We start from the raw sequence: 21,052 nt of genomic DNA, 5'->3' as shown, positions 1-21,052 counted from the left end.
CGGTTCGATGAACGTCGAACCAGTCGTGAGCGAGGACACGCCGTTCCCGACCCATCCGGTCGCCGGTGTGCAGCAGTTGCTCGGCGCGCTCGCCGACCCGGTGCGGCTGGAAATGGTCCGTCGGCTGATGAACGCCGGCGCGGCAATGCCATGCGCCCGCCTCTACGACGGCATCAACAAGTCCACGGCGTCGCACCACTTCACGACCCTGCGCGAGGTAGGCCTGATCGAACGGCTCGTCGTCGAGGGGCACATCCTGCAGCGGCTTCGCGTCCAGGAGGTGGACGCGGCGGTGCCCGGGCTGCTGAGGTCGATCGTGGACGCCGTCAACGGCGACGTTTCGGCGCCGACGATGGACATGGTCTAGCCCGAGACGTCTTGCTCGGCGCGGCCGAACTCGACATTCTGTCCCTTGAAGTCCCCTTGGCAGGCCACCACCACACGATAGGTCTGGCCCAGAAGCGGCGCGAGGAAGGTGAGTGTCGTACTTCCCCGTGGGGCGAGGTCGAAGGTCCGGCTAACGGGTACGCCCACCCCGTTGACCTCTCTCGCGTCATAGGTGCATTGACCGGCGATGTTGGCAATGCTCGAAACGGTTACCTGGACGTCGAGCACACGCCGGACGATCAACATCCTGACCGCATCGGTCGGCGGCTTTTCGACCGGCACCGGCGCCGGCGCCGGCGCCGCCGGGCCCGGGTCCGAAATCGGGACGGGGTCCGCCTTGGGCTGGGGCGCGGGCGCCCGACCGATGCACTTGAACCCGCCGCCGATGGTCCACCCGTTGGTCACCCCGGCGTTGTTCACCGTGGTTCCGCTCGCCGACCCGCTCTGGTCGATCGTGCCGGTGTAGTGGTTCGATGGGGCGGCACCGGTTGTTCCACCGAAGTCTCCGCTTGTCAGCGCGAAGTCGATCGTGAAGTCGACCCTGTTGGTACCCTTCACGATCCCTCCGCGGATGGGCCCGGACCAATCGGAGCCCTTCGAGCTGAAGCTTGCGGTCCCACCTCCCGAGCGGCCCCACTGGACCTTCACCTGTATTCCGTTGTCCTGGTTGATGGTCGAACCGGTGTCGAAGATGATCCAATCGCAGTCCGTGGGTGCGAGCGGCAACGGGACACCGGGGAACGCGTGTGTGGGTGGTGCCAGCGCGATGATGGCGGCGGCGCCGATTGCGGTGAGGGCCGTGCCCCATGACGTCGACGACTTCATGTGCGTCCTTCGGGGTTAGGGATAGCTGCCGTAGTCCTCGCCGATGTAGATGAAGGCTTTGCCGTTCACACCGGACGGCGGGACGATGCGGCACCAATTGGTCGAGGTGTCACAGAGCTCGGGCGCGACGAGTGCGACCTGTCCCCGTGGTGCGAACCTGTTGCGCCCGTTGGCATCGAGGTATGGCTGTCCCGTGCCGTTCGGAGCGTCGAAGATGTCGGTGGGTTTAAGCACGGTGGCCGTCTTCGCGCCGGCGCCGGGTTCAAGCTTGGTGCAACTGACCGAACCGTTGGGTGACGACCAGCCGATGCCGTCGGTGCCGAGAATCGCCCCCTCGGTGGTGATGACGCCGAAGTAGCGATCTGATCGGCCGCCGCCGTCGAAGGTGAATTCGACGATGGCACCTCGAGCGGGTATCGCCCCTCGTGCCGTCCCCCTCGCCAAGACGTCGGTGTCCCCGAGGGGAGTCTGCTGGGTGACGTAGAGGGTGCTCTTCGGCCCGACCGCCTTGCCGCCGGATGACGACTGGGCGATCAGCATCGTGCCGTCCTTTCTGAGGACGGTGAAGGAGTCACGAACGAACGTGCAGTTGGGATCGGCGGCCTGCGCAGGGGCCGTGGAGGTGAGCGCGCACGAGGCGCCGACGACGGTCGCCACCGCCAGCAGTCGGGCCCTCGTCACGATGGTGGATTCCATGATGTGCCTCCTCGAGGAGTTGACGAACTAGCCGGCGAAGTCGGGGCAGAGATTCGTCGAGGAGGCGCTGACGAACAGCGTTCCCTGATCGAACAGATAACGGGACTCGACGTTGCTCATCTCGTCGAGCACGGACACGCCGCTGCGCAGTTCGTCACACGTCGTGTATCCGGCCGCGACGACCTCCTCGGCGCTCCTTCCCGGAAGCCAGGCGTCGTTGATGGTCAGCTCGTCGAGAAAGCTCCCCGGGTCGGCGGCGGCGGTTGGCGCGCAAGCCATTCCGATGACCGCCGCAAGGGCGGCGGTCGCGACGATGCGCAGGAGGGATGTCATGGCGGCGACGTTATGGGCCAGGGACCGTCGATTACATCGGGTGTTTCCCTATCGCCGGGCGATGTCATGGGGCAGTGTCGTCGCCAGGTTGGACACTGCGGCACGTTGGGGGAGGGTGCATGGGTCGCTCGACGTCCCTCGTCGGCCGCGAGGCGGAGGCACAGGCGATCGCCGACTTCCTCTCCGGAACGGACGGCTCGTCGGCGCTGGCGATCGAGGGTGAACCGGGGATCGGAAAGACCACGCTGTGGCTTGCCGGATGCGATCTCGCCCGAGAACTCGGATGCCACGTGATGTCCGCCCGCGCGGCCGACGCCGAATCGGTGTTGGCCTACACCCCGCTGGCCGATCTGCTGCGGCAGGTGGACCGAGCGACTCTCGCGACACTGCCCCGCCCGCAGCGCTCGGCCGTCGACCAGGTCCTGGTGACCGCCGACACTGACACCGGATCGACCGACCAGCGCGCCGTCGCCGCAGGTCTGCTGTCGGTCGTCGAGGCCCTGGCCGAGTCCGCGCCGGTGCTGCTGGCCGTCGATGATCTGCAGTGGCTGGATCCGTCCAGTGCGCTGGTGCTCGGGTACGTCGTCCGGCGGTTGCCGAGAAGGGCCAGGGTCTTGGCCACCGTCCGCTCCGACCCGCGTGACGAGGGTGCCGCGTCGTGGTTGCAGTCGCACCGACCCGACGCCGTCACCTGGATCAGGCTGGAGCCGTTGCGGCTCAACGGCATCAACGGCATCGTGCGCGAGCACACCGGGCGGTACCTGCCCCGGCCGGCGCTGGTCCGCATCCACGAACTGTCCGGTGGCAACCCGTTCTACGCACTGGAACTCGCACGCGTCGTCGACCCCGTGAGGTCCACTGCCGCAACGGAGATGCCGAGCACCCTGACCGACGTGGTGCGGGCCCGCATCGGCGAGGTCGACCCCGCAGCGGGTGACGCACTGCTCGCCGCGGCGTGCTTGGCCGCGCCGACCGTCGACCTCATCGCCGACGCCGTCGACGTCGACGTCGACCGGGTGGTGGAATTGCTCGAGGGTGCCGAATCGCAGGGCGTGGTCGTCATCGACGGCGGCCGAGTGCGTTTCGCCCACCCACTGCTGGCTCACGGGTTCTACACCGATGTCGCGCCCGCCCGGCGCCGGCGAATGCATCGAAGGCTGGCCGCCGTCGTCGCACAGCCCGAACTTCGCGCCCGCCACCTCGCCTTGTCCTCGACCAGCCGCGACGACGGCACCCTTCGCGCTCTCGACGCGGCCGCCGAGGCGTCGCGGGTCCGTGGCGCCCCCGCCGCAGCCGCCGAGCTCGTCGACATGGCGATCGGTCTCGGTGGCGACACTGCGCAGCGTCGAATCAAGCTGGCGCAGTACCACTTCGACGCCGGGAACCCGAGCCGGGCACGTGAGCTCCTCGACGAGGTCGTGGCGCGGTTGCCGCGCAGCGTGGAGCGTGCGGCTGCGGCCAGTCTGCTCGGCGTCGTGCTGATCTTCGGAGACAGCCTGCCGGGTGCGGTCGACGTCCTGCGGGCCGCACTCGACGACGTCGAAGACGACCTCGCGCTGCGCGTCGACGTGTTGACGGCGTTGTCCTTCACCCTCCTCAACGTCGGTGACGTCACCGCTGCCGTACGCACCGCCGACGAGGCCACCGCGCACGCCGAACTCTTGGGACAGCCGCATCGCTCGAGCCAAGCCGTCGGCATGCGGGTCATGGTGCGCTTCCTCGCCGGCGACGGCCTGGACGGCGCCGGCCTGCGCCGCGCGTTGACGGTGGAGGATCACCCGTCCACACCGATGGCGTTTCGTCCCAGTACGCAGCACGCGATGCTGCTGGCATGGACCGGCCAGCTCGAACGGTCGGCCGCGGCATTGCAGGTGATCGGCCAAGACTGCGTCGACCGCGGCGACGACGGCGGGTGGATGTTCATCGCGTTCAACAGCCTCGTCACGCACGTCTGGCGCGGAACGTTCGCCGAAGCGGGCGCCGTTGCGGAGGACGCCATGGAGAGGGCGTTGCTGATGGGCGGCGACGTGATGCTCTCCGCCGCGCTCACGATGCGGGCCACCGTCGCGGTCTACGCCGGGCGTATCGACGAGGCGCGCGCCGCCGCAGACCAGGCGTTGGCCGCCAGCGACCGCGCCGGCTCGTCCATCCTGGCGGGCTGGCCCATCGCGCTCGGTGGGTTTCTGGAGTTGTCCGTGGGCAACTACGAGGGAACGCTCGCGCGCCTGGAACCGTTGCTGGTCAGGCTGTGGGAGACCCCCTGGTCGACGGAGATCTTCCTCGCCTCATTCGTCCCCGACGCCGTGGAGGCGATGGTCGCGCTGGGCCGGCTCGACGACGCGGAGCCGTTGGTCGACGTGCTGGAGGACAACGGCCGTCGACTCGATCGCGCCTGGATGCTCGCGGCGGGCGGACGGTGCCGGGCACTACTGCTCGCCGCGCGCGGCGACGTCACCGCGGCCGCGCACGTCGCCGACGTCGCGATGACCGTGCACGACCGACTACCCATGCCGTTCGAACGTGCCCGTACCCAACTGGTCGTGGGCCAGCTGCAGCGCCGCCAACGCCGCAACGTCGACGCCGCCCGCACGTTGCGCGAGGCGATCGGCGCCTTCGAGGGTCTGGGCACCGCACTCTGGGCGGATCGCACCCGCGCCGAACTCGAACGCGTGAACGTCGGCCCGCATGCCGCCACCCGACTCACCGCCTCCGAACGCCGGGTCGCCGAATTGATCTCATCCGGTATGACGAACCGCGCGGTTGCAGCAGCACTCTTCATCAGCCCAAAGACGGTGGAGGCCAATCTTTCTCACGTCTATCGCAAACTCGGCATCCGATCGCGTGCGGAACTGGGCCAACGCATGGCGCGCCTCGACGAGTGATGTCTAGTCGAGCCTGATCGACGTGACGGTCACCGGGGACGCGGGTGCGCCGTCGTCGCCACCGTCCTTGACTCCACCCGCGGCGACGCGGTCCACGACGGCCAAGCCGGTCTCGTCGACCGAGCCGAAGACCGTGTAGGTCGGGGGGAGGTCGGAATCCCGGTAGACCACGAAGAACTGACTTCCGTTGGTGCCCGGTCCCGAATTGGCCATCGCCAAGGTGCCGCGCGGGTAGACCACCGGCGACTGCAGGCCCGGATCGGCCAGGCGGTACTGGTTGGTCGGGTACTCGTTGGGGAAGCGGTAGCCGGGGCCGCCGCTGCCGTCGCCGGCCGGGTCGCCGCACTGCAACAGGCCCGAGTCCTTGGACGTCGTCAGCCGGTGACACGTCGTACCGTCGTAGAACCCCTGCTGGGCCAGGCTGACGAAGTTGTTGACGGTGCACGGCGACATGCCGTTGTCCAACTCCAGGCCTATCGCACCCAGGTTGGTGGTGACCGTGGCCGAGACGGTTGCCGGCGTGGTGGGAATGCGGCCGGTCCGTGGCGGTTGAACGGGCTTACTGGCCGGTGTCGTCGTCGCCGGGTACTGGCAGTTGGCGCCAAGGGTGGCCGAGGGCTTGAAGGGCGGCAGGGGCTGACCCGGTGCCGCCGTCGCACTCGGTGCGCCCGGGCGTCGGGCATTCAGGTCCTCGGCGTAGCGGATGAACACCCCGGCTAGGACCACCGTGGCGACGACCGCGACCACCGTCAGCATCGCCACCACGTAGCTGACGACGAGGCCCGCCACGGCCAGACCGTGTCCGCCCTCACGGGTTTTCTTGATCTGCGACAGGGACATGTGGCCGAACACGATGCCCAGCGGGAAGAAGACGAACGCGCAGATCAGCGATGCGATGGCCAGGCCGTTGGTGCGCGGCGGTGGCGGTGGCGGTGGATATCCGCCGTAGGGCGGTGGTGGCGGGAAGGTCACGTCGGGCGCCGGTCCCGTGTCAGTCCAGCTGGATCGACTTGATCTGCACGGGCGTCCTCGGCGCGCCGTCGTCGGCCCCCCGATCGCCGGGAACCACACCGGCTGCCGCGATCTTGTCGAGCGTCGCCAGACCTGTCGCGTCGATCGTGCCGAAGGCGGTGTAGTTCGGGGGCAGTTGAGAGTCCTTGTAGACCAGGAAGAACTGGCTTCCGTTCGACCCGGGAGCACCGGTGTTCGCCATGGCAAGGGTCCCGCGGGGGTACACCACGGGTGCCTGCAGCGCCGGATCGTCGGGACGGTACTGATCAGTCGGGTACTCGTTGACGAAGCCGTATCCGGGTCCGCCGGTGCCCTTGCCGGTCGGGTCGCCGCACTGCAGCACCGAGAGGCCCGGCGAGGTGGTCAACCGGTGGCAGGGGGTGTCGTTGAAGTAGCCCTGCTGGGCGAGGCTGGCGAAGCTGTTGACCGTGCACGGTGCCTTGGCGTTGTCGAGCTGCAGGCCGAGATTGCCGTCCGACGTAGTCATGGACGCGCTGATCTGGGCTGGCTCGGTCGGCACCTTGCCCGTCCGAGGCGGGTTGTTCTTCTTGCTGGCGGGCTCGCCCGGAGTGGCGGGGTACTGGCAGTCGGCGCCGAGGTTGGCCGGGGCGACGAACGGCGGCAGGGTGCCGCCGCTGGGCGCAGGAGCGGCCGCCGCACTCGACGTCGTCGAGGTGTCGGCCGAGGCCTGCGTGTCGGAGTCCTTGCCGGTCAGCACGACGGTGGCGACGACGGCGCCGATGACGAGCAACACGCCCACCACCGAGGCGACGATGGTGACGAGGCGTCGCCTGCGCTCCTGAGCGGCGCGGCGCTCGAGCTGCCGCTCCAGTTTGCGCTTGGCCGTTTCCCGCCGCTGCTCGTTAGTCGGCACCGCGAAGTCCTCCTCGTGTTCGTGATCGGCAACGAGTGTGCCAGTTATGCCTGAGAAGAGGCGCCGCGACCCACGGGTGGGGTGGATGGGAAACTGGTGCCCGTGTTCCTCACTGGGTTTGCGGCCGGCATGTTGCAGTGCAACTGCTATGTGCTGGCTCCCAAACAGGGAGCCGACGCGATCGTCGTGGACCCCGGCCAGCGGGCGATGGCGCCCCTGCGCAAGATCCTCGACGACAACCGCCTGACCCCTGCCGCGGTCCTGCTCACCCACGGCCACGTCGACCACATGTGGTCTGCCCAGAAGGTGGGTGACACCTACGGTTGCCCGGTCTTCATCCACCCCGAGGACCGGGAGATGCTGACCGACCCCATCAAGGGGCTTGGGCCCCGCATCGCGCAGCGTGCGCTGTCGACGATGTTTCGCGAACCGCGCCAGGTGGTCGAGCTGGACCGCGACGGAGTCGAGTTGGAGCTGGGCGGAGTCACCGTCACGATCGACCACACCCCGGGGCATACCCGGGGCTCGGTCGTCTTCCGGGTCGCGCCCGGTGAGGTCGACACCGGTGCGCTCGCCTTCACCGGCGACACGTTGTTCAAGCAGTCGATCGGTCGCACCGATCTCTACGGTGGCAGCGGGCGCGACCTGCTGACGTCGATCGTGACGAAGCTCTTGGTGCTCGACGACGACACCGTGATACTGCCGGGGCACGGCCCCAGGTCCACCATCGGCGCCGAGCGTCGCGCCAACCCGTTCCTCGAAGGAATCTGACTGAAATGTGCCGCACGTGAGTGATTTCCAAGCACCAAAGGGCGTCCCGGACTACTTGCCGCCGGAGTCGGGACAGTTCGTGGCCGTTCGCGACGGCCTGCTCGACGCGGCCCGCCGGGCCGGATACGGCCACGTCGAGCTGCCGATCTTCGAGGACACGGCGCTGTTCGCCCGCGGCGTCGGCGAGTCGACCGACGTGGTGAGCAAGGAGATGTACACCTTCGCCGATCGTGGCGACCGGTCGGTGACGCTGCGCCCCGAGGGCACCGCCGGTGTGATGCGCGCGGTCATCGAGCACAACCTCGACCGCGGGCAGTTGCCGGTCAAGCTGCGCTACTCCGGACCGTTCTTCCGCTACGAGCGGCCCCAGGCCGGACGGTATCGGCAGTTGCAGCAGGTCGGGGTCGAGGCGATCGGGGTGGACGACCCCGCGCTGGACGCCGAGGTGATCGCCGTCGCCGACGAGGGCTTTCGTGCCCTCGGGCTCGACGGTTTCCGGCTGGAGCTCACCTCCCTCGGCGACGACACGTGCCGTCCGCAGTATCGAGAACTGTTGCAGGAGTTCCTCTTCGCGCTGGATCTCGACGAAGACACCCGCCGCCGCGCACAGATCAACCCGCTGCGCGTGCTCGACGACAAGCGTCCGCACGTGCGCGAGATGACGGCCGCGGCGCCGTTGATGATCGACCACCTCTCCGAGGCCGCCAGACAGCACTTCGACGCCGTGCTCGGGCACCTCGACGCGTTGGGCGTGAACTACGTGATCAACCCGCGGATGGTGCGGGGTCTGGACTACTACACGAAGACCACCTTCGAGTTCGTGCACGACGGGTTGGGTGCGCAGTCGGGCATCGGCGGCGGTGGTCGCTACGACGGACTGATGAAACAGCTTGGCGGTCAAGACCTTTCGGGTATCGGTTTCGGCCTGGGCGTCGACCGCACCGTGCTGGCGCTCGCGGCCGAGGGCAAGACGGTGGGGGAGACCGCCCGCGTCGAGGTCTTCTGCGTGCCGCTCGGCGAACCGGCGAAGCTGGTGCTCGCCACGCTGGCGGGCCGCTTGCGGGCGGCCGGTGTTCGGGTGGACGTCGCGTACGGGGACCGCGGGCTCAAGGGCGCCATGAGGGCGGCCGACCGGTCTGGGGCCCGGATCGCGTTGGTGGCGGGGGACCGTGACGTCGAGGCGGGCACCGTCGGGGTGAAGGCGTTGCAGACGGGGGAGCAGGTCGACGTCGGAGTCGACGACGTCGTCACCGACGTGCTGGCACGCCTGGCCTGACCGTGCGCGTCCTGGTGCAGCGGGTGACGTCGGCCCGAGTGGTCGTCGACGGGGCGGTGGTCGGTGAGATCGATCCCGTCGGGCAGGGGCTCTTGGCGCTGGTCGGGGTCACGCACGACGACGACGCCGACGTGGCCGTGCGCATGGCCGACAAGCTGTGGCGGCTGCGAATTCTCGACGGGGAGCGTTCGGCCGCCGACGTCGAGGCGCCCATCCTCGTGGTGAGTCAATTCACGCTGTACGCCAACACCGTGAAGGGCCGTCGTCCGTCGTGGAACGCGGCCGCCCCGCGCGATGTCGCCGAACCCCTGGTGACGGCCTTCTGTGAGGCGTTGCGCGGCCTCGGCGCCCGCGTCGAGACGGGCGTCTTCGGAGCCGACATGGCAGTGGAGTTGGTCAACGACGGCCCGGTGACGGTCCTGCTCGAGCTGTAACGGTCCGGTACCGTTCGGCGATGTGAAGATCATGCGAACAGCGACAAGCAAGATCGGTGCAGCCGTTGGTGTGGCGGCGCTGGTGGCCGCCGCAGGATTGGCCTCACCGGCAACGTCGAATGCGGAGCCCGCAGGTCATCAGGTCCGCTACACGCTGGTGTCGGCCGGTGACGCCGACTTCGACCTCTTCTACCTGGTGAATCAGCCGGCCGACAAGGCTGCTTACAACGCCGATTCCTACGCGTACCTGAAGAAGGAAGAAGTGACCCTGGCCGCGGGTGTGCCGTGGGTCTTCGAGACCACGCTCGCGGATCCGCAGTGGGCGATTCTCACGGTCAGCAGCACCACTCACGGTATGCGTGCCGCCCCAAACCCGCACTGCGACATCGCAGTTGACGGTCAGGTGGCCGTGCAGCAGGATGCGCCGTATAACTTGCAATGCCAGCTCGGCCAGTGGTGACCGGCGGCTAACCCACCCCACACAGAACTATGGGCTGGCAAGGTGAAAACCTTGCCAGCCCATAGAACGTAAAGTTCTTAGATCGCGGTAACTCCGGTGGCCTGGGGGCCCTTCGCACCTTGTCCGACGTCGAACTGAACCCGCTGAGCCTCTTCCAGCGAGCGGTAGCCGCCGCCTTGGATCTCAGAGTAGTGGACGAAGACATCCGGGGAGCCGTCGTCGGGGGCGATGAAGCCGAAGCCCTTTTCGCTGTTGAACCATTTCACAGTTCCCTGTGCCATACTCTTTTACTTCTTTCATCAGGAACGGATGTGTCTTACACCCAGTTCGAAGTCTACTGCACAAACGCTCGCGCATCTCACTTAAGAACGCCAATTCGTTGATTGACTTTCGAGTCGAACACGTGTTCGACTTGGTGAATGCGGTGGGATGCTCAGAGCGTAGACGTCGACGACGGAGCACTGCCGGGCCTGCAGCGCATCGGATTCGTTCGGTCGGTGCGAACGCCGCAGTTCGAGGGCATTACGTTCCACGAGGTGCTGTGCAAATCGGCGCTCAACAAGGTGCCCAACGCCAGCCAGTTGCCCTTCGCCTTCACCGTCAACGGCTATCGGGGATGCAGCCATGCCTGCCGGTACTGCTTCGCCCGGCCCACCCACGAATATCTGGACTTCGACAGCGGCGCGGACTTCGACACCCAGGTGGTGGTCAAGACCAACGTCGTCGACGTGCTGCGCCGCGAACTGGCGCGCCCGTCGTGGACCCGTCAGACGGTGGCGCTGGGCACCAACACCGATCCCTATCAGCGCGCCGAGGGGCGATACGCGTTGATGCCGGGAATCGTTGGCGCGCTTGCCGAATCGGGCACACCGTTCTCGATCCTCACCAAGGGCACGCTGCTGCGGCGCGACCTGCCGCTGATCGTCGACGCCGCCGGCTCGGTCGACGTCAGCGTGGCGGTGTCGCTGGCGGTGGGCGATCCCGATCTGCACGCCGAGGTGGAGCCCGGCACGCCCTCACCGCGGGCCCGGCTCGAGCTGATTCGTGCCATCTCCGGCGCAGGGCTCAACTGTCACGTGATGATTGCACCGGTGCTGCCCATGCTGACCGATTCGGTCGAGCACCTGGACGGATTGCTGGCCCAGGTGGCCTCGGCGGGCGCCGTCGGCGCGACGGTCTTCGGGCTTCACCTGCGAGGGTCGACGCGCAACTGGTTCATGGACTGGCTGGCCCGGTCGCGCCCCGAGCTGGTGGGGCCCTACCGCGAACTGTACGGCCGCGGTGCCTACTTGCCGGCCGATTATCGTGACGAGTTGCGCCGGCGCGCGGCACCGTTGCTGGCCAAGTACGGGCTGACGGGGGAGCACCGCTCGTTTCGGCTGGGCTCGGCCCCGCCGCCGCCCGCCGTCCCGCAGGCGCAGCCAACCTTGTTCTGACCGGACGTCCTCCGGCCAATCTCCACGCGATCTTCAAGCAATCGCTTTGAGCGGTGGGCAGATTGGTGCGCATGGACACCTGCGAACCGCCGAAGACCCCTCTGCGGAAGAGGATCTGCACCACCGTCGAAATCGTCGCCATCGGCACGTCACCGGTCGTCGCGTCCTGGCTGGCCAACCACGTGGGGCTCGTCGCCGTCGGTGGGTTCTTCGTGCTGGCGGGTGTGCTGAGTTACGTGGTGTCGCTGGCGTCGTGACTCAGGCGGCCGCGTTCAGCGCACGACGCAAGGCGCGTCTGCTGCGGTGCATTCTGGTCAACACCGTGTTGGTCGACACCCCCAGCAGGTCGGCGGCGTCGCGGCTGAGCATGTCCCCGACGGCGACGTGGAACACCGTGGCGCGCATCTCCTCCGACAGTCCGGCGAGCGCGGCGGCCAGGTCCGGGTCGATGTCGTTCCCCAGCGCCTCGACTTCCGCCGACGCGCCCGCGACCGCATGCGGTGTCGCGGACGCGTAGTCGCCGACGTCGGCCGACAGCACTTCGGGCCGTCGGCTCGACGCGCGACACATGCTGAACCAGGTGTTCCTTGCGATGGTGAACAACCACGCCGTGACGAAGGTGTCCTGGCGAAGTCTGCCGTAGGCCTTGAACGCCCTCAGCATCGTCTCCTGGACCAGGTCCTCGGCGTCGGAGGAGTGGCGCGTCAACCTCGTCGCGTACCGGTGCAGCTCCGGCCGCAGGGCCGCCACGTCGTCGTCGAACGAGCCGGTCAGCCGCACCGGGGCGGCGGTGCGCCTCGCGTTCTCAGCAGTCATGGTCCCCATGGTTGCGGTGCGTGCGGGAGACCTCGTGAACGTTTCTTGGAGATTTGATGAAGCTCGGTCGGGTGCTAGTCCCCGACGCTCGCAGTCAGCGAGCCGAGCAGGCTCAGGGCGTCGGCGCTGGGCGACCCGGATTCGGCGTGGTAGACGACGAGCTCTTGGCCTGGCCGGGAGCGGACGTCGAAGGCCTGCATGGTGAGGGTGATGCGACCGACGTCAGGATGCTGAAAGCGTTTCTGGCTCAAGGTCTTTCCTCGCACGTCGTGGCCGTTCCAGAGTTCGGTGAACTCTGCGGACTCGGCCAGCATCCGGGCGAGGACCGCGCGGACCCGGCGATCGGCCGGGCGTCGGCCGTGGTTGAACCGGAAGCCGGCGACGGCGTCGGCGGCGACCTCGGCCCAGTCCACGTAGAACGTTCGCGCCGCCGGATCGCCGAAGACCACCTCGAGCAGGTTGCGGGAGTGGGCCCACCCGTGGAAGAGGGCGTCGGCCATGGCGTTGGACGCCACCACGTCGTACGCGAGGTCGTAGATGAGCGCAGGATTGTGAGGCCAGGCGTCCATCAGTGCGACGAGCGCGGAGTCCACCTCCGACGACGAGCCGGCCGCCGTGGTGACAGCGGCCCCGGCCAGCCGAAAGAGGTGGTCGCGCGCGTCGCCGGTCAACCGGAGTGCCTCGGCGAGTGAGGCGAGGACTTCCGCCGATGGATGGCGCTCGCGGCCCTGCTCCAACCGGGTGTAGTAGTCCGGGCTCACACCGGCCAGCGCGGCCACTTCTTCTCGTCGCAGCCCCGGCACGCGGCGCCGGCGGCGGGCGTGGGCACCCAGGTTCACGTCGTCGGGGGTGACCTTGGCGCGTCGGGCCCGCAGGAAGGCGCCGAGGTCGGCGTTCTGGTGCGAGTCCGGCATGGCCTCACGGTACGCAACGCGCGTCCACTCAGCCTGGGTGTGGCGCACCCAGGTGCCATGCGGTCTTCCGCGTCCGGGGCGTTCGTCGGCACGGTGGTGCCATGGACACAGTCACCAACTCACAGCGGATTGCCTTCGTCACCGGTGCCAGCAGCGGTATCGGCCTGGCCGTCGCCCGACGCCTGGCCGCCGACGGTCACCGGGTGATCGCGGCTGCCCGTCGCCTCGAGCTGCTCGACGAGCTGGCGGCGAGCGCCGACGGGATCGAGCCGTACGCCCTCGACGTCACCGACCTCGACGCCGTCCGTGCGGCCGTGGCCGCCACCGTCGAGCGCCACGGTCGTCTCGACGTGTTCGTCGCCAACGCGGGCGTGATGCCGCTCTCTCGCTTGGACGCCGGCCTGACCGACCAGTGGAACCACATGATCGACGTGAATGTCCGCGGGCTGCTGCACGGGATCGCCGCGACGTCGGGGCCGTTTCGCGACCAGGAGAGCGGGCACTTCGTCACGATCGCCTCGATCGGGGCTCACGGGGTGACCCCGACCGCAGCGGTCTACTGCGGCACCAAGTACGCCGCGTGGGCGATCACCGAGGGGCTGCGGCTCGAGTCGCCCCCGTACCTCCGCGTCACCACGGTCTCACCGGGCGTCGTCGAGTCCGAACTCGCCGACACCATCACCGATCCCACGGCACAGCAAGCCATGTCGGAGTACCGGCGGCATGCGATACCGGCGTCGTCGATCGCCGACGCCGTCGCGTTCGCGGTGTCGCAGCCGCCCGAGGTCGACGTCAACGAGATCGTGGTGCGTCCGGCGAATCAGCGCTGAGCGTCGCCGGCGGGGCTATCCTTCGGGCATGGTGAGGCAACGATGACGGTGGTCTTGGTCCACGGCGTGCCCGAGACCGCCGCGGTGTGGGATGGGCTGGTCGACGACCTGGCGGCGCTGGGGGAGTCCGACGTCCTCAGGTTGTCCCCACCCGGATTCGGCGCGCCGATCCCCGCCGACTTCACCCCCACGATGGACGGCTACCGGGACTGGCTCCTCGCCGAACTCGACGACGTCGACGGTCCCGTCGACCTGGTCGGACACGACTGGGGCGGCGGTCACGCCCTGAACGCCGTGATGGCCAGGCCCGAGGTGGTGCGCACCTGGGTGTCGGACGTAGTCGGCCTCTTCGACGCCGACTACGTCTGGCACGACCTCGCTCAGGCGTGGCAGACGCCCGAGGTGGGCGAAGCGGCGGTGGCGGACTTCACGTCGATGTCCGACGCCGATCGGGCCGACTTCCTGGTCGGCGCGGGCATGTCCGCCCAGATCGCCGACCGGGTGTCACCGGGTATCGACGACGCCATGGGCCACTCGATTCTGACGCTGTATCGGTCTGCGGCGCAGCCGGTTCCGGCCACGGCGGGCCAAAGCCTGGCGGCCGCCGCCGGTCGTCCAGGGCTAGCCTTGATGCCGTCCGAGGACCACTTCGTCGGCACCGACGAGCAGAAGCGGCGCGCCGCGTCCCGTGCCGGGGCCCACGTTCACGTTCTCGAGGGGCTCGGTCACTGGTGGATGACGCAGGATCCCGCCGGGGCCGCACGCGTCCTCGTCGACTTCTGGCGGGCACATCGCTAGCGGTCGGCGGTGACGTCCCACGTGTGGTGCACGACGTCGTGCAGGTGGTACAGCGCGAGGGTGGCGACGGTGAATTCGCTTCCGTTGCTGCGCAGCCCACGCCGAGACCACGCGTCGGCGGGCACGGCGTCGTAGGCGTCGGCGACGTCGCCCGCTGCTCGGGCCAACTCGTCGGCCACCGCCGACGGCACCTGCTCGGAGTAACGCTCGGCCAGGGCGGTCTCGTCCTGATCCCAGTTGGGGAACCGGGGATCGTCCTGGCTGAGCATCAACCGGACGCGCTCACCGAAGATGCGGTGCACGTCGCGAACGTGACAGCCGTATTCCAGCACCGACCACACTTCCGGCGACGGGCGCTCGGCCACCGCTGCGTCACCCAGCCTGCTGACCCAGCCCTCGGCGTCCCGCCGGACGCGCTCGGCGACCTGATCCGGTCGGACGGCCGCGGCGTCGTATCCGCACTGCGGGCACGGCTCGGTCAGAACCCAGGTCCAATCCTTGGTGTCGGGCGCCGGTTCCGTCACTCGTGCAGATCCGTGGCCGAGAAGGTGTCGCACTGCTTCGGGTCGCCGGTGCGGTACCCCTCGGTGAACCAGTACTGGCGGGCGGCAGACGAGCCGTGCGTCCAGGACTCCGGGTTGACCTGGCCGGTCGAGGACTGCTGGATGCGGTCGTCGCCCACCGACGACGCCGCCGACAGTGCGTCCTGAATGTCCTTGTCGGTCAAGGGTTGCAGGAACGTCACGTCGGTGCCCTCCTGCTTGGTGATCGCCGCGTAGTGCGCCCACACCCCGCCGTAGCAGTCGGCCTGGAGTTCGGTGCGCACCGAGTTGCCCTCGGCGCCGCCGGGTCCCTGTTGCGCGCGGCCCAGCGTGCCCTGTAGATCCTGCACGTGGTGGCCGAATTCGTGGGCGACGACGTACTCCTGCGCCAACGGCCCGTTGCTGGAACCGAACCGGTCGACGAGCTCCTGGAAGAAGGCGGTGTCGAAGTAGGCGGTCTGGTCGCCCGGGCAGTAGAACGGCCCGACGTCGGTGGTGGCAGGTCCGCATGCGGTGCTGACGTTCTCGCTGAAGAGCCGGATCTTGGGGCGGGTGTAGCCCGGCATCAACTGCGCCCAGACGCCGTCGACGGAGTTGCCCGTCGCGATGATGCGGCAGCCGAGGATGTCGTTCGCGTCCTTGCCCGTCTTGCACTGGCTGGTGTCGAAGCCCTGCGTCTCCGCGCCCTGGGAACCGTCTTGCCCGGCCCCCTCCTGGGGGAGCACCGTGCCCGGGTCGACGCCGAGGAACAGCGCGATGACCACGATGACCAGACCGCCGAGGCCGCCGCCGACGGCAAGCCCGCGCCCACCGCCACCACCCCCGCCGCTGGACGACGTGGTGCTCGTGTCGATCCGCATACCTTCGTTGAAGGTCATCTTCACCCCGTCCGTCGACCCTGCCGATGGTTCCCGTTTCAGCCGGGTTCAGCTTCCCACACTACGATTCGGCCGGTGGCTGCCCAGCGCGAAACCGTCCGCGATCCGGCCGTGGCGCACACCACGTACGGCGCCCTGCGCGGCAGCACCGAGGCCGGCGTCGACGTGTGGCGAGGCGTCGAGTACGCCGAGCAACCGGTCGGCGAGCGGCGCTTCCTGGCGCCGACCCCGCCGCTGCCGTGGAGCGGAATCCGCGACGCGAAGGAACACGGACCCTTGCCGCCGCAGGGGCGCAGCTTCGTCGGCGGTGGCCGTGACGACCCGAAGATTCGCGACGAAGCGTGTCTGACGCTGACGGTGTGGTCGCCCGATCCCACCGCCTGCCTGCCGGTAATGGTCTGGATCCCCGGCGGTGCGTTCGTCTACGGCGCCGGACAACTGCAGCTGTACAACGGAAGTCGGCTGGCGGCCAACGGCGACGTCGTCGTGGTGAACGTGACGTATCGGCTCGGGGTCTTCGGTGGCTTCGAGCTCGGCGACCTGGGACCCGGCTTCGACGACAATCTGGCCCTCCGCGATCAGGTCGCCGCGCTGCGATGGGTGCGCGAGAACATCGCCACGTTCGGTGGTGATCCCGACCAGGTCACGGTGTTCGGCGAGTCGGCAGGCGCGACGTCGGTGTTGGCACTGTTGGCCAGCCCGCTGGCCGACGGGTTGTTCTCCCGGGCGATCGCGCAGAGCCCGGCACTGCCGCTCATCGCCGACCGGGAGACCCGCGCGCGCCAGGCGCGCACGTTCCTCGAGCGGCTGGGGGTACCCGTCGGGGAGGTGAAGTCCCTGCCGCAGCGTCGGCTGCGCCGTGCGGCCGGTCAGCTGCAGGGCGAGAGCGCGGCCCACACCCCGACGCTGGCCTACGGGCTGACTCACGGGGTGGACTCGCTACCGCGGCATCCCGTCGACGCCGCGCGCCACGGCCGGGTGTCGTCCATTCCGTTGATCGTCGGCACCAACAGCCACGAAGCGTCGATGTTCGCCTGGGGCAAGCCGCCGATGCTGCCGACCACCCGGCCGATGGTCGAGGACTTCTTCGCAAGGACGGCTCCTGAGGCGCGGGAGCGACTCCTGGCCGCCTATCTGGACTTTCCGCGTCGTCGCGCGTTGATCGCCTTCGGCTCCGACGCCATGTTCGGGGCGCCCACGTGGGCGTTCGCCGACGCCTACTCCGCGCACGCGCCCACCTACGTCTACCGTTTCGACCACGCGGCGTGGAGTCTGCGCCTGCTCGGGCTCGGTGCCACGCACGGCAGCGAGATCGTGCACATTCAGCACAGCTACGGTTCCTACCTCGGTCGCAAGATGCATCCGCTGGGCAGGCGCGTGCAGCCATCGGTGGGTCGCCGGATGCAGCGGACGTGGCTCGACTTCGCGACCGCCGAACTCGACGAGGACTGGCCGCGTTACGACGCGGAGTCCCGTCGCACGCGGGTGATCCGGTCCACCCGCGACGACACCGTCGCCGATCCCGACGCCGTCAGGCGCGCGGCGTGGGAGGGCTTGTACTGAACCGGTTTTGGCAGTAGCGGTCGAGGTTGTGCAGGAATCGCTGAAACATCCAGGACATCACGGGTCGGGCGAGTTCGAGGCCGAGTCGTGCGGCGATTCCGTTGGGCTTCATCGCCATCACCCACACGAGGTGACAACCCGTCGGCGTCGGCACCACCCGGTAGTCCTCGGCGAAGGCCGCGATTGCGCTCGAGGTGCTTTCGTTGAAGCGAAACGCCATGTGGGCGTTGGGCTCCCAGGCCAGAAATTCCTCGGCGCCGGTGATGCCGCCGCGCATGTCGACCGTGCGGGTCGTGCCGACGCCGCGTGGCTCGGGGCTGGTCCAGGTGACCTTGGTGATCACGCTGACCCACTGCGGCCACGACTCCGCGTCGGCGAGCACTTCGAAGAGGCGTTCAGGGGTGATGGCGAGGTCGACGGTGCTGACGAACCGGAACGGGGCGGTGTCGACGAACGTCGCGTCGACGGGTTCACACGGGTGGAACGTGGCCATGGGTGGACACTCTATGGCCGGGTGTCTACTCGCTGGGTCACCCGGGTCCATCGCTGGCCGCCGCGAGCAGGGGTACGACGAGGTCGCTGATCGGCGTCGGCACCCCGTGCGCGGCACCCTTGCGGGCGACGACGCCGTTGCGCACGTCCCATTCCAGCGGCCTGCCCAGTTCGCGGTCGGTGAGGATCGAGGTGGTCAGGTCCTCCGGCACGTCGGTGAAGAGGCGCATGACCTCCTCGACCACCTCGTCGCCGAGGCCGGCGCCCTCGGCACGGGCCACGGTGAGGCATTCCCGCAGGTAGGCGCGGCCCAGGCCCGCGACGTCGTCGCGGCGGAACATCCCGGCGCGACGCCCGGTCAGCACCATGAGTCCCGCGACGGCGTTGGTCAGCAGCTTGCGCCACGCGTCGTCGAGGAAGGTGGGACTGCACTCCACGGTCAGTGACGGCACGCGCAGCACCTCGGCCAACGCGCCACCCGCCTCGTCGTCGGGCAGCACCAGTCGCACCGGGGTGCGCAGGCGCACCCACCCGTCGGCCTGGGACTGCGCCGAGAACCACACCGCGCTGGGGACCACGGTGCTCGCCGGGCACAGCTTGCCGACCCGTTCGACCTGCTCGACGCCGTTCTGCATCACGCACACCGTCGTGTCCGGGCCGCACAACCGGTCGAGCCACACGGCCGCGGCCGCGTTCTGGGTGTCCTTGACCGCGAGGATCACCACGTCGACCGGTCCGTCGACCGACGTGGGATCGGTCCGCACCGGATCGGGGATGACGACGGGTTCGCCGTCGAGGATGCCGGAGTCGGGTCGGACCTCGATCGACGCGCGTGGCGTGCGCCCGTACACGGTCACGTGGTGGCCGGCCGCGTGCAGCAGCGCTGCGACGGTCGAGCCGATGGCGCCGGGACCGATGACCGCGATGGAGATGCCCACCCAGGCCAAGGTAGTCCCGCCGGGGCCACCACTACACTGTGGCAGTCCTCTCGTCAGGCACTTCCCAGGGAGTCTTCGTGTTGCGCAGTCATGCCGCCGGTTCGTTGCGGTCCACCGACACCGGCCAAACGGTCACGTTGGCCGGGTGGGTCGACCGCCGGCGTGACCACGGCGGGGTCATCTTCATCGACTTGCGCGACGCTTCCGGGATCAGCCAGGTCGTGTTCCGCGACGCCGAGGTGCTCGAGCAGGCTCACCGGTTGCGCGCCGAGTTCTGCGTTCTGGTTCGGGGCGTCGTGGAGACCAGGCCGGAGGGCAACGCCAACGCCGACATCGCCACCGGCGACATCGAGGTCAACGCCACGTCGCTGACGGTGCTGAGCGAGAGCGCCCCGCTTCCGTTCCAGCTCGACGAGACTCCCGGTGAGGAGGCCCGGCTCAAGTACCGGTACCTCGACCTGCGCCGCGCCGGCCCGGGACACGCAATTCGGTTGCGCTCCAAGGTCAACGCCGCTGCGCGCGAGGTGCTGGCACGTCACGACTTCGTCGAGATCGAGACGCCGACGCTGACGCGGTCCACCCCGGAGGGGGCGCGCGACTTCCTGGTGCCTGCGCGGCTGCAGCCCGGCTCGTTCTACGCGTTGCCGCAGAGCCCGCAGCTGTTCAAGCAGCTGTTGATGGTGGCCGGCATGGAGCGCTACTACCAGATCGCCCGCTGCTACCGCGACGAGGACTTCCGCGCCGACCGGCAGCCCGAGTTCACCCAGCTCGACATGGAGATGAGCTTCGTCGACCCCGACGACGTGATGGCGGTGTCCGAAGAGGTCCTCAAGGCACTCTGGGCACTCGTCGGCTATGACCTGCCGACACCGATCCCGCGCATCACCTACGCCGAGGCGATGCGCCGCTTTGGCTCCGACAAGCCAGACCTCAGGTTTGGCCTCGAGCTGGTCGACTGCACGGAGTACTTCTCCGACACCACCTTTCGGGTCTTCCAGGCCCCGTACGTCGGTGCGGTCGTCATGCCGGGTGGAGCGTCACAGCCGCGCCGCACCCTCGACGGGTGGCAGGAATTCGCCAAGCAGCGCGGCCACAAGGGCCTGGCTTACGTGCTACTGGGCGAGGACGGAACGCTCGGTGGCCCCGTCGCGAAGAACCTGACCGACGCCGAGCGGGACGGACTGGCCGCGCACGTGGGCGCCAAGCCGGGGGACTGCATCTTCTTCGCGGCTGGCCCGGTGAAGGCCGCCCGTGCGCTGCTAGGCGCGACCCGCATCGAGATCGCCAAGCGGCTGGACATGATCGACCCGGACGCCTGGGCGTTCACCTGGGTGGTCGACTGGCCGCTGTTCGAGGCCGCCGACGAGGCGACCGCGTCCGGTGACGTCGCCGTCGGCTCAGGTGCCTGGACGGCCGTGCACCACGCGTTCACCTCGCCCAAGCCGGAGTCGGAGGACACCTTCGACACCAATCCCGGTGCCGCGCTGGCCAACGCCTACGACATCGTCTGCAACGGCAACGAGATTGGCGGCGGGTCGATCCGCATCCATCGCCGCGACGTGCAGGAGCGCGTGTTCGCGATGATGGGCATCGACCACGCCGAGGCGCAGGACAAGTTCGGCTTCCTGTTGGACGCGTTCACCTTTGGTGCCCCGCCGCACGGCGGCATCGCGTTCGGCTGGGATCGCATCACCGCCCTGCTTGCGGGGACCGATTCGATCCGCGAGGTCATCGCGTTCCCGAAGTCCGGCGGCGGCGTCGACCCGCTGACCGACGCGCCGGCACCGATCACCGCGCAGCAGCGCAAGGAATCGGGCATCGACGGCAAGCCTAAGGGCTCTTAGGTTCTGTTTCTTAACAGGTCAAGGTGTTCTGGGCGCTAGAACGCGATACTGC

At 68.8% G+C, this 21,052-nt stretch carries 25 protein-coding genes; 13 read left to right on the top strand and 12 right to left on the bottom strand.

What is annotated here, in order from left to right; all coding sequences use genetic code 11:
• The first annotated feature begins 7 nt into the window (after nt 1-7).
• Entirely contained in the window at nt 8-367 is a 360-nt protein-coding gene (locus tag H7K45_RS21110) for an ArsR/SmtB family transcription factor (protein WP_263997920.1), read from the top strand.
• Here the strand turns inward: H7K45_RS21110 and H7K45_RS21105 are convergent.
• On the bottom strand, nt 364-945 hold the full coding sequence (locus H7K45_RS21105) for a hypothetical protein (protein ID WP_263997919.1): 582 nt from the start codon (nt 943-945) through the stop codon (nt 364-366). The two genes, H7K45_RS21110 and H7K45_RS21105, sit on opposite strands and share 4 nt — an antisense overlap.
• Nucleotides 946-958: 13 nt before the next feature.
• On the opposite strand from H7K45_RS21105, the gene H7K45_RS21100 reads away from it, so the two are divergent.
• The gene (locus H7K45_RS21100; RefSeq protein ID WP_263997918.1) at nt 959-1,231 is read left to right on the top strand and encodes a hypothetical protein; all 273 of its coding nucleotides are present in this window, start codon (nt 959-961) and stop codon (nt 1,229-1,231) included.
• Here the strand turns inward: H7K45_RS21100 and H7K45_RS21095 are convergent.
• Nucleotides 1,228-1,908, bottom strand: a complete 681-nt coding sequence (locus tag H7K45_RS21095) for a hypothetical protein (protein ID WP_263997917.1) — start codon at nt 1,906-1,908, stop codon at nt 1,228-1,230. The two genes, H7K45_RS21100 and H7K45_RS21095, sit on opposite strands and share 4 nt — an antisense overlap.
• 27 nt (nt 1,909-1,935) lie before the next feature.
• Nucleotides 1,936-2,241, bottom strand: a complete 306-nt coding sequence (locus tag H7K45_RS21090; RefSeq protein WP_263997916.1) for a DUF732 domain-containing protein — start codon at nt 2,239-2,241, stop codon at nt 1,936-1,938.
• Nucleotides 2,242-2,360: 119 nt separating this feature from the next.
• On the opposite strand from H7K45_RS21090, the gene H7K45_RS21085 reads away from it, so the two are divergent.
• On the top strand, nt 2,361-5,123 hold the full coding sequence (locus tag H7K45_RS21085; protein ID WP_263997915.1) for a helix-turn-helix transcriptional regulator: 2,763 nt from the start codon (nt 2,361-2,363) through the stop codon (nt 5,121-5,123).
• A 3-nt stretch (nt 5,124-5,126) separates the two neighbouring features.
• Here H7K45_RS21085 and H7K45_RS21080 read toward each other — a convergent pair whose 3' ends face one another.
• Nucleotides 5,127-6,095, bottom strand: a complete 969-nt coding sequence (locus H7K45_RS21080; RefSeq protein ID WP_263997914.1) for a peptidylprolyl isomerase — start codon at nt 6,093-6,095, stop codon at nt 5,127-5,129.
• Nucleotides 6,096-6,114: 19 nt separating this feature from the next.
• On the bottom strand, nt 6,115-7,008 hold the full coding sequence (locus H7K45_RS21075; protein WP_263997913.1) for a peptidylprolyl isomerase: 894 nt from the start codon (nt 7,006-7,008) through the stop codon (nt 6,115-6,117).
• Between the two features lie 102 nt (nt 7,009-7,110).
• Between H7K45_RS21075 and H7K45_RS21070 the strand changes: the two genes are divergently transcribed.
• The 4 genes from H7K45_RS21070 to H7K45_RS21055 are packed head-to-tail and all read left to right on the top strand — an operon-like array spanning nt 7,111 to nt 9,949.
• Complete coding sequence (locus tag H7K45_RS21070; RefSeq protein WP_263997912.1) at nt 7,111-7,779, top strand: MBL fold metallo-hydrolase; 669 nt, start codon at nt 7,111-7,113, stop codon at nt 7,777-7,779.
• A 16-nt stretch (nt 7,780-7,795) separates the two neighbouring features.
• Entirely contained in the window at nt 7,796-9,055 is a 1,260-nt protein-coding gene (hisS, locus tag H7K45_RS21065) for a histidine--tRNA ligase (protein WP_263997911.1), read from the top strand.
• A 2-nt stretch (nt 9,056-9,057) separates the two neighbouring features.
• Entirely contained in the window at nt 9,058-9,489 is a 432-nt protein-coding gene (dtd, locus tag H7K45_RS21060; RefSeq protein ID WP_263997910.1) for a D-aminoacyl-tRNA deacylase, read from the top strand.
• Between the two features lie 31 nt (nt 9,490-9,520).
• Nucleotides 9,521-9,949 (top strand): Rv2576c family protein, encoded by a 429-nt coding sequence (locus H7K45_RS21055; protein ID WP_263998385.1) that lies wholly within the window; start codon nt 9,521-9,523, stop codon nt 9,947-9,949.
• Nucleotides 9,950-10,026: 77 nt separating this feature from the next.
• Here the strand turns inward: H7K45_RS21055 and H7K45_RS21050 are convergent, their stop codons facing one another.
• Complete coding sequence (locus H7K45_RS21050) at nt 10,027-10,230, bottom strand: cold-shock protein (protein ID WP_056548397.1); 204 nt, start codon at nt 10,228-10,230, stop codon at nt 10,027-10,029.
• A gap of 138 nt (nt 10,231-10,368) precedes the next feature.
• On the opposite strand from H7K45_RS21050, the gene H7K45_RS21045 reads away from it, so the two are divergent.
• Both H7K45_RS21045 and H7K45_RS21040 read left to right on the top strand, forming a co-directional pair.
• Nucleotides 10,369-11,385: an Rv2578c family radical SAM protein gene (locus H7K45_RS21045; protein WP_263997909.1), complete on the top strand. Its 1,017-nt coding sequence runs from the start codon at nt 10,369-10,371 to the stop codon at nt 11,383-11,385.
• Nucleotides 11,386-11,456: 71 nt separating this feature from the next.
• Nucleotides 11,457-11,642, top strand: a complete 186-nt coding sequence (locus H7K45_RS21040) for a hypothetical protein (protein ID WP_263997908.1) — start codon at nt 11,457-11,459, stop codon at nt 11,640-11,642.
• 1 nt (nt 11,643) lies between these two features.
• On the opposite strand, the gene H7K45_RS21035 is transcribed toward H7K45_RS21040, so the two are convergent.
• On the bottom strand, nt 11,644-12,201 hold the full coding sequence (locus H7K45_RS21035; protein WP_263997907.1) for an RNA polymerase sigma factor: 558 nt from the start codon (nt 12,199-12,201) through the stop codon (nt 11,644-11,646).
• Between the two features lie 74 nt (nt 12,202-12,275).
• A complete protein-coding gene (locus tag H7K45_RS21030) occupies nt 12,276-13,115 on the bottom strand; it encodes a helix-turn-helix transcriptional regulator (RefSeq protein ID WP_263997906.1) in 840 nt (279 codons plus the stop codon).
• A gap of 101 nt (nt 13,116-13,216) precedes the next feature.
• Here H7K45_RS21030 and H7K45_RS21025 point away from each other — a divergent pair, with 101 nt between their 5' ends.
• Complete coding sequence (locus H7K45_RS21025) at nt 13,217-13,945, top strand: SDR family oxidoreductase (protein ID WP_263997905.1); 729 nt, start codon at nt 13,217-13,219, stop codon at nt 13,943-13,945.
• A 42-nt stretch (nt 13,946-13,987) separates the two neighbouring features.
• Nucleotides 13,988-14,743: an alpha/beta fold hydrolase gene (locus H7K45_RS21020; RefSeq protein WP_263997904.1), complete on the top strand. Its 756-nt coding sequence runs from the start codon at nt 13,988-13,990 to the stop codon at nt 14,741-14,743.
• Here the strand turns inward: H7K45_RS21020 and H7K45_RS21015 are convergent.
• Entirely contained in the window at nt 14,740-15,267 is a 528-nt protein-coding gene (locus H7K45_RS21015; RefSeq protein WP_263997903.1) for a DinB family protein, read from the bottom strand. The genes H7K45_RS21020 and H7K45_RS21015 overlap by 4 nt on opposite strands.
• On the bottom strand, nt 15,264-16,163 hold the full coding sequence (gene ypfJ, locus H7K45_RS21010) for a KPN_02809 family neutral zinc metallopeptidase (RefSeq protein WP_263997901.1): 900 nt from the start codon (nt 16,161-16,163) through the stop codon (nt 15,264-15,266). Before ypfJ ends, H7K45_RS21015 begins: the two co-directional genes overlap by 4 nt.
• Nucleotides 16,164-16,238: 75 nt before the next feature.
• On the opposite strand from ypfJ, the gene H7K45_RS21005 reads away from it, so the two are divergent.
• The gene (locus H7K45_RS21005; RefSeq protein WP_263997899.1) at nt 16,239-17,726 is read left to right on the top strand and encodes a carboxylesterase/lipase family protein; all 1,488 of its coding nucleotides are present in this window, start codon (nt 16,239-16,241) and stop codon (nt 17,724-17,726) included.
• Here the strand turns inward: H7K45_RS21005 and H7K45_RS21000 are convergent.
• Nucleotides 17,695-18,219: an SRPBCC family protein gene (locus H7K45_RS21000; protein ID WP_263997898.1), complete on the bottom strand. Its 525-nt coding sequence runs from the start codon at nt 18,217-18,219 to the stop codon at nt 17,695-17,697. The two genes, H7K45_RS21005 and H7K45_RS21000, sit on opposite strands and share 32 nt — an antisense overlap.
• A 37-nt stretch (nt 18,220-18,256) precedes the next feature.
• A complete protein-coding gene (locus H7K45_RS20995) occupies nt 18,257-19,156 on the bottom strand; it encodes an oxidoreductase (RefSeq protein ID WP_263997897.1) in 900 nt (299 codons plus the stop codon).
• Between the two features lie 77 nt (nt 19,157-19,233).
• Between H7K45_RS20995 and aspS the strand changes: the two genes are divergently transcribed.
• Nucleotides 19,234-21,000, top strand: a complete 1,767-nt coding sequence (aspS, locus tag H7K45_RS20990) for an aspartate--tRNA ligase (RefSeq protein WP_263997896.1) — start codon at nt 19,234-19,236, stop codon at nt 20,998-21,000.
• Nucleotides 21,001-21,052 lie beyond the last annotated feature (52 nt).

This window comes from Mycobacterium yunnanensis, from assembly GCF_025823185.1.
GTDB classification, from domain to species: domain Bacteria; phylum Actinomycetota; class Actinomycetes; order Mycobacteriales; family Mycobacteriaceae; genus Mycobacterium; species Mycobacterium yunnanensis.
This window is presented reverse-complemented; position numbering and strand designations above follow the sequence as displayed.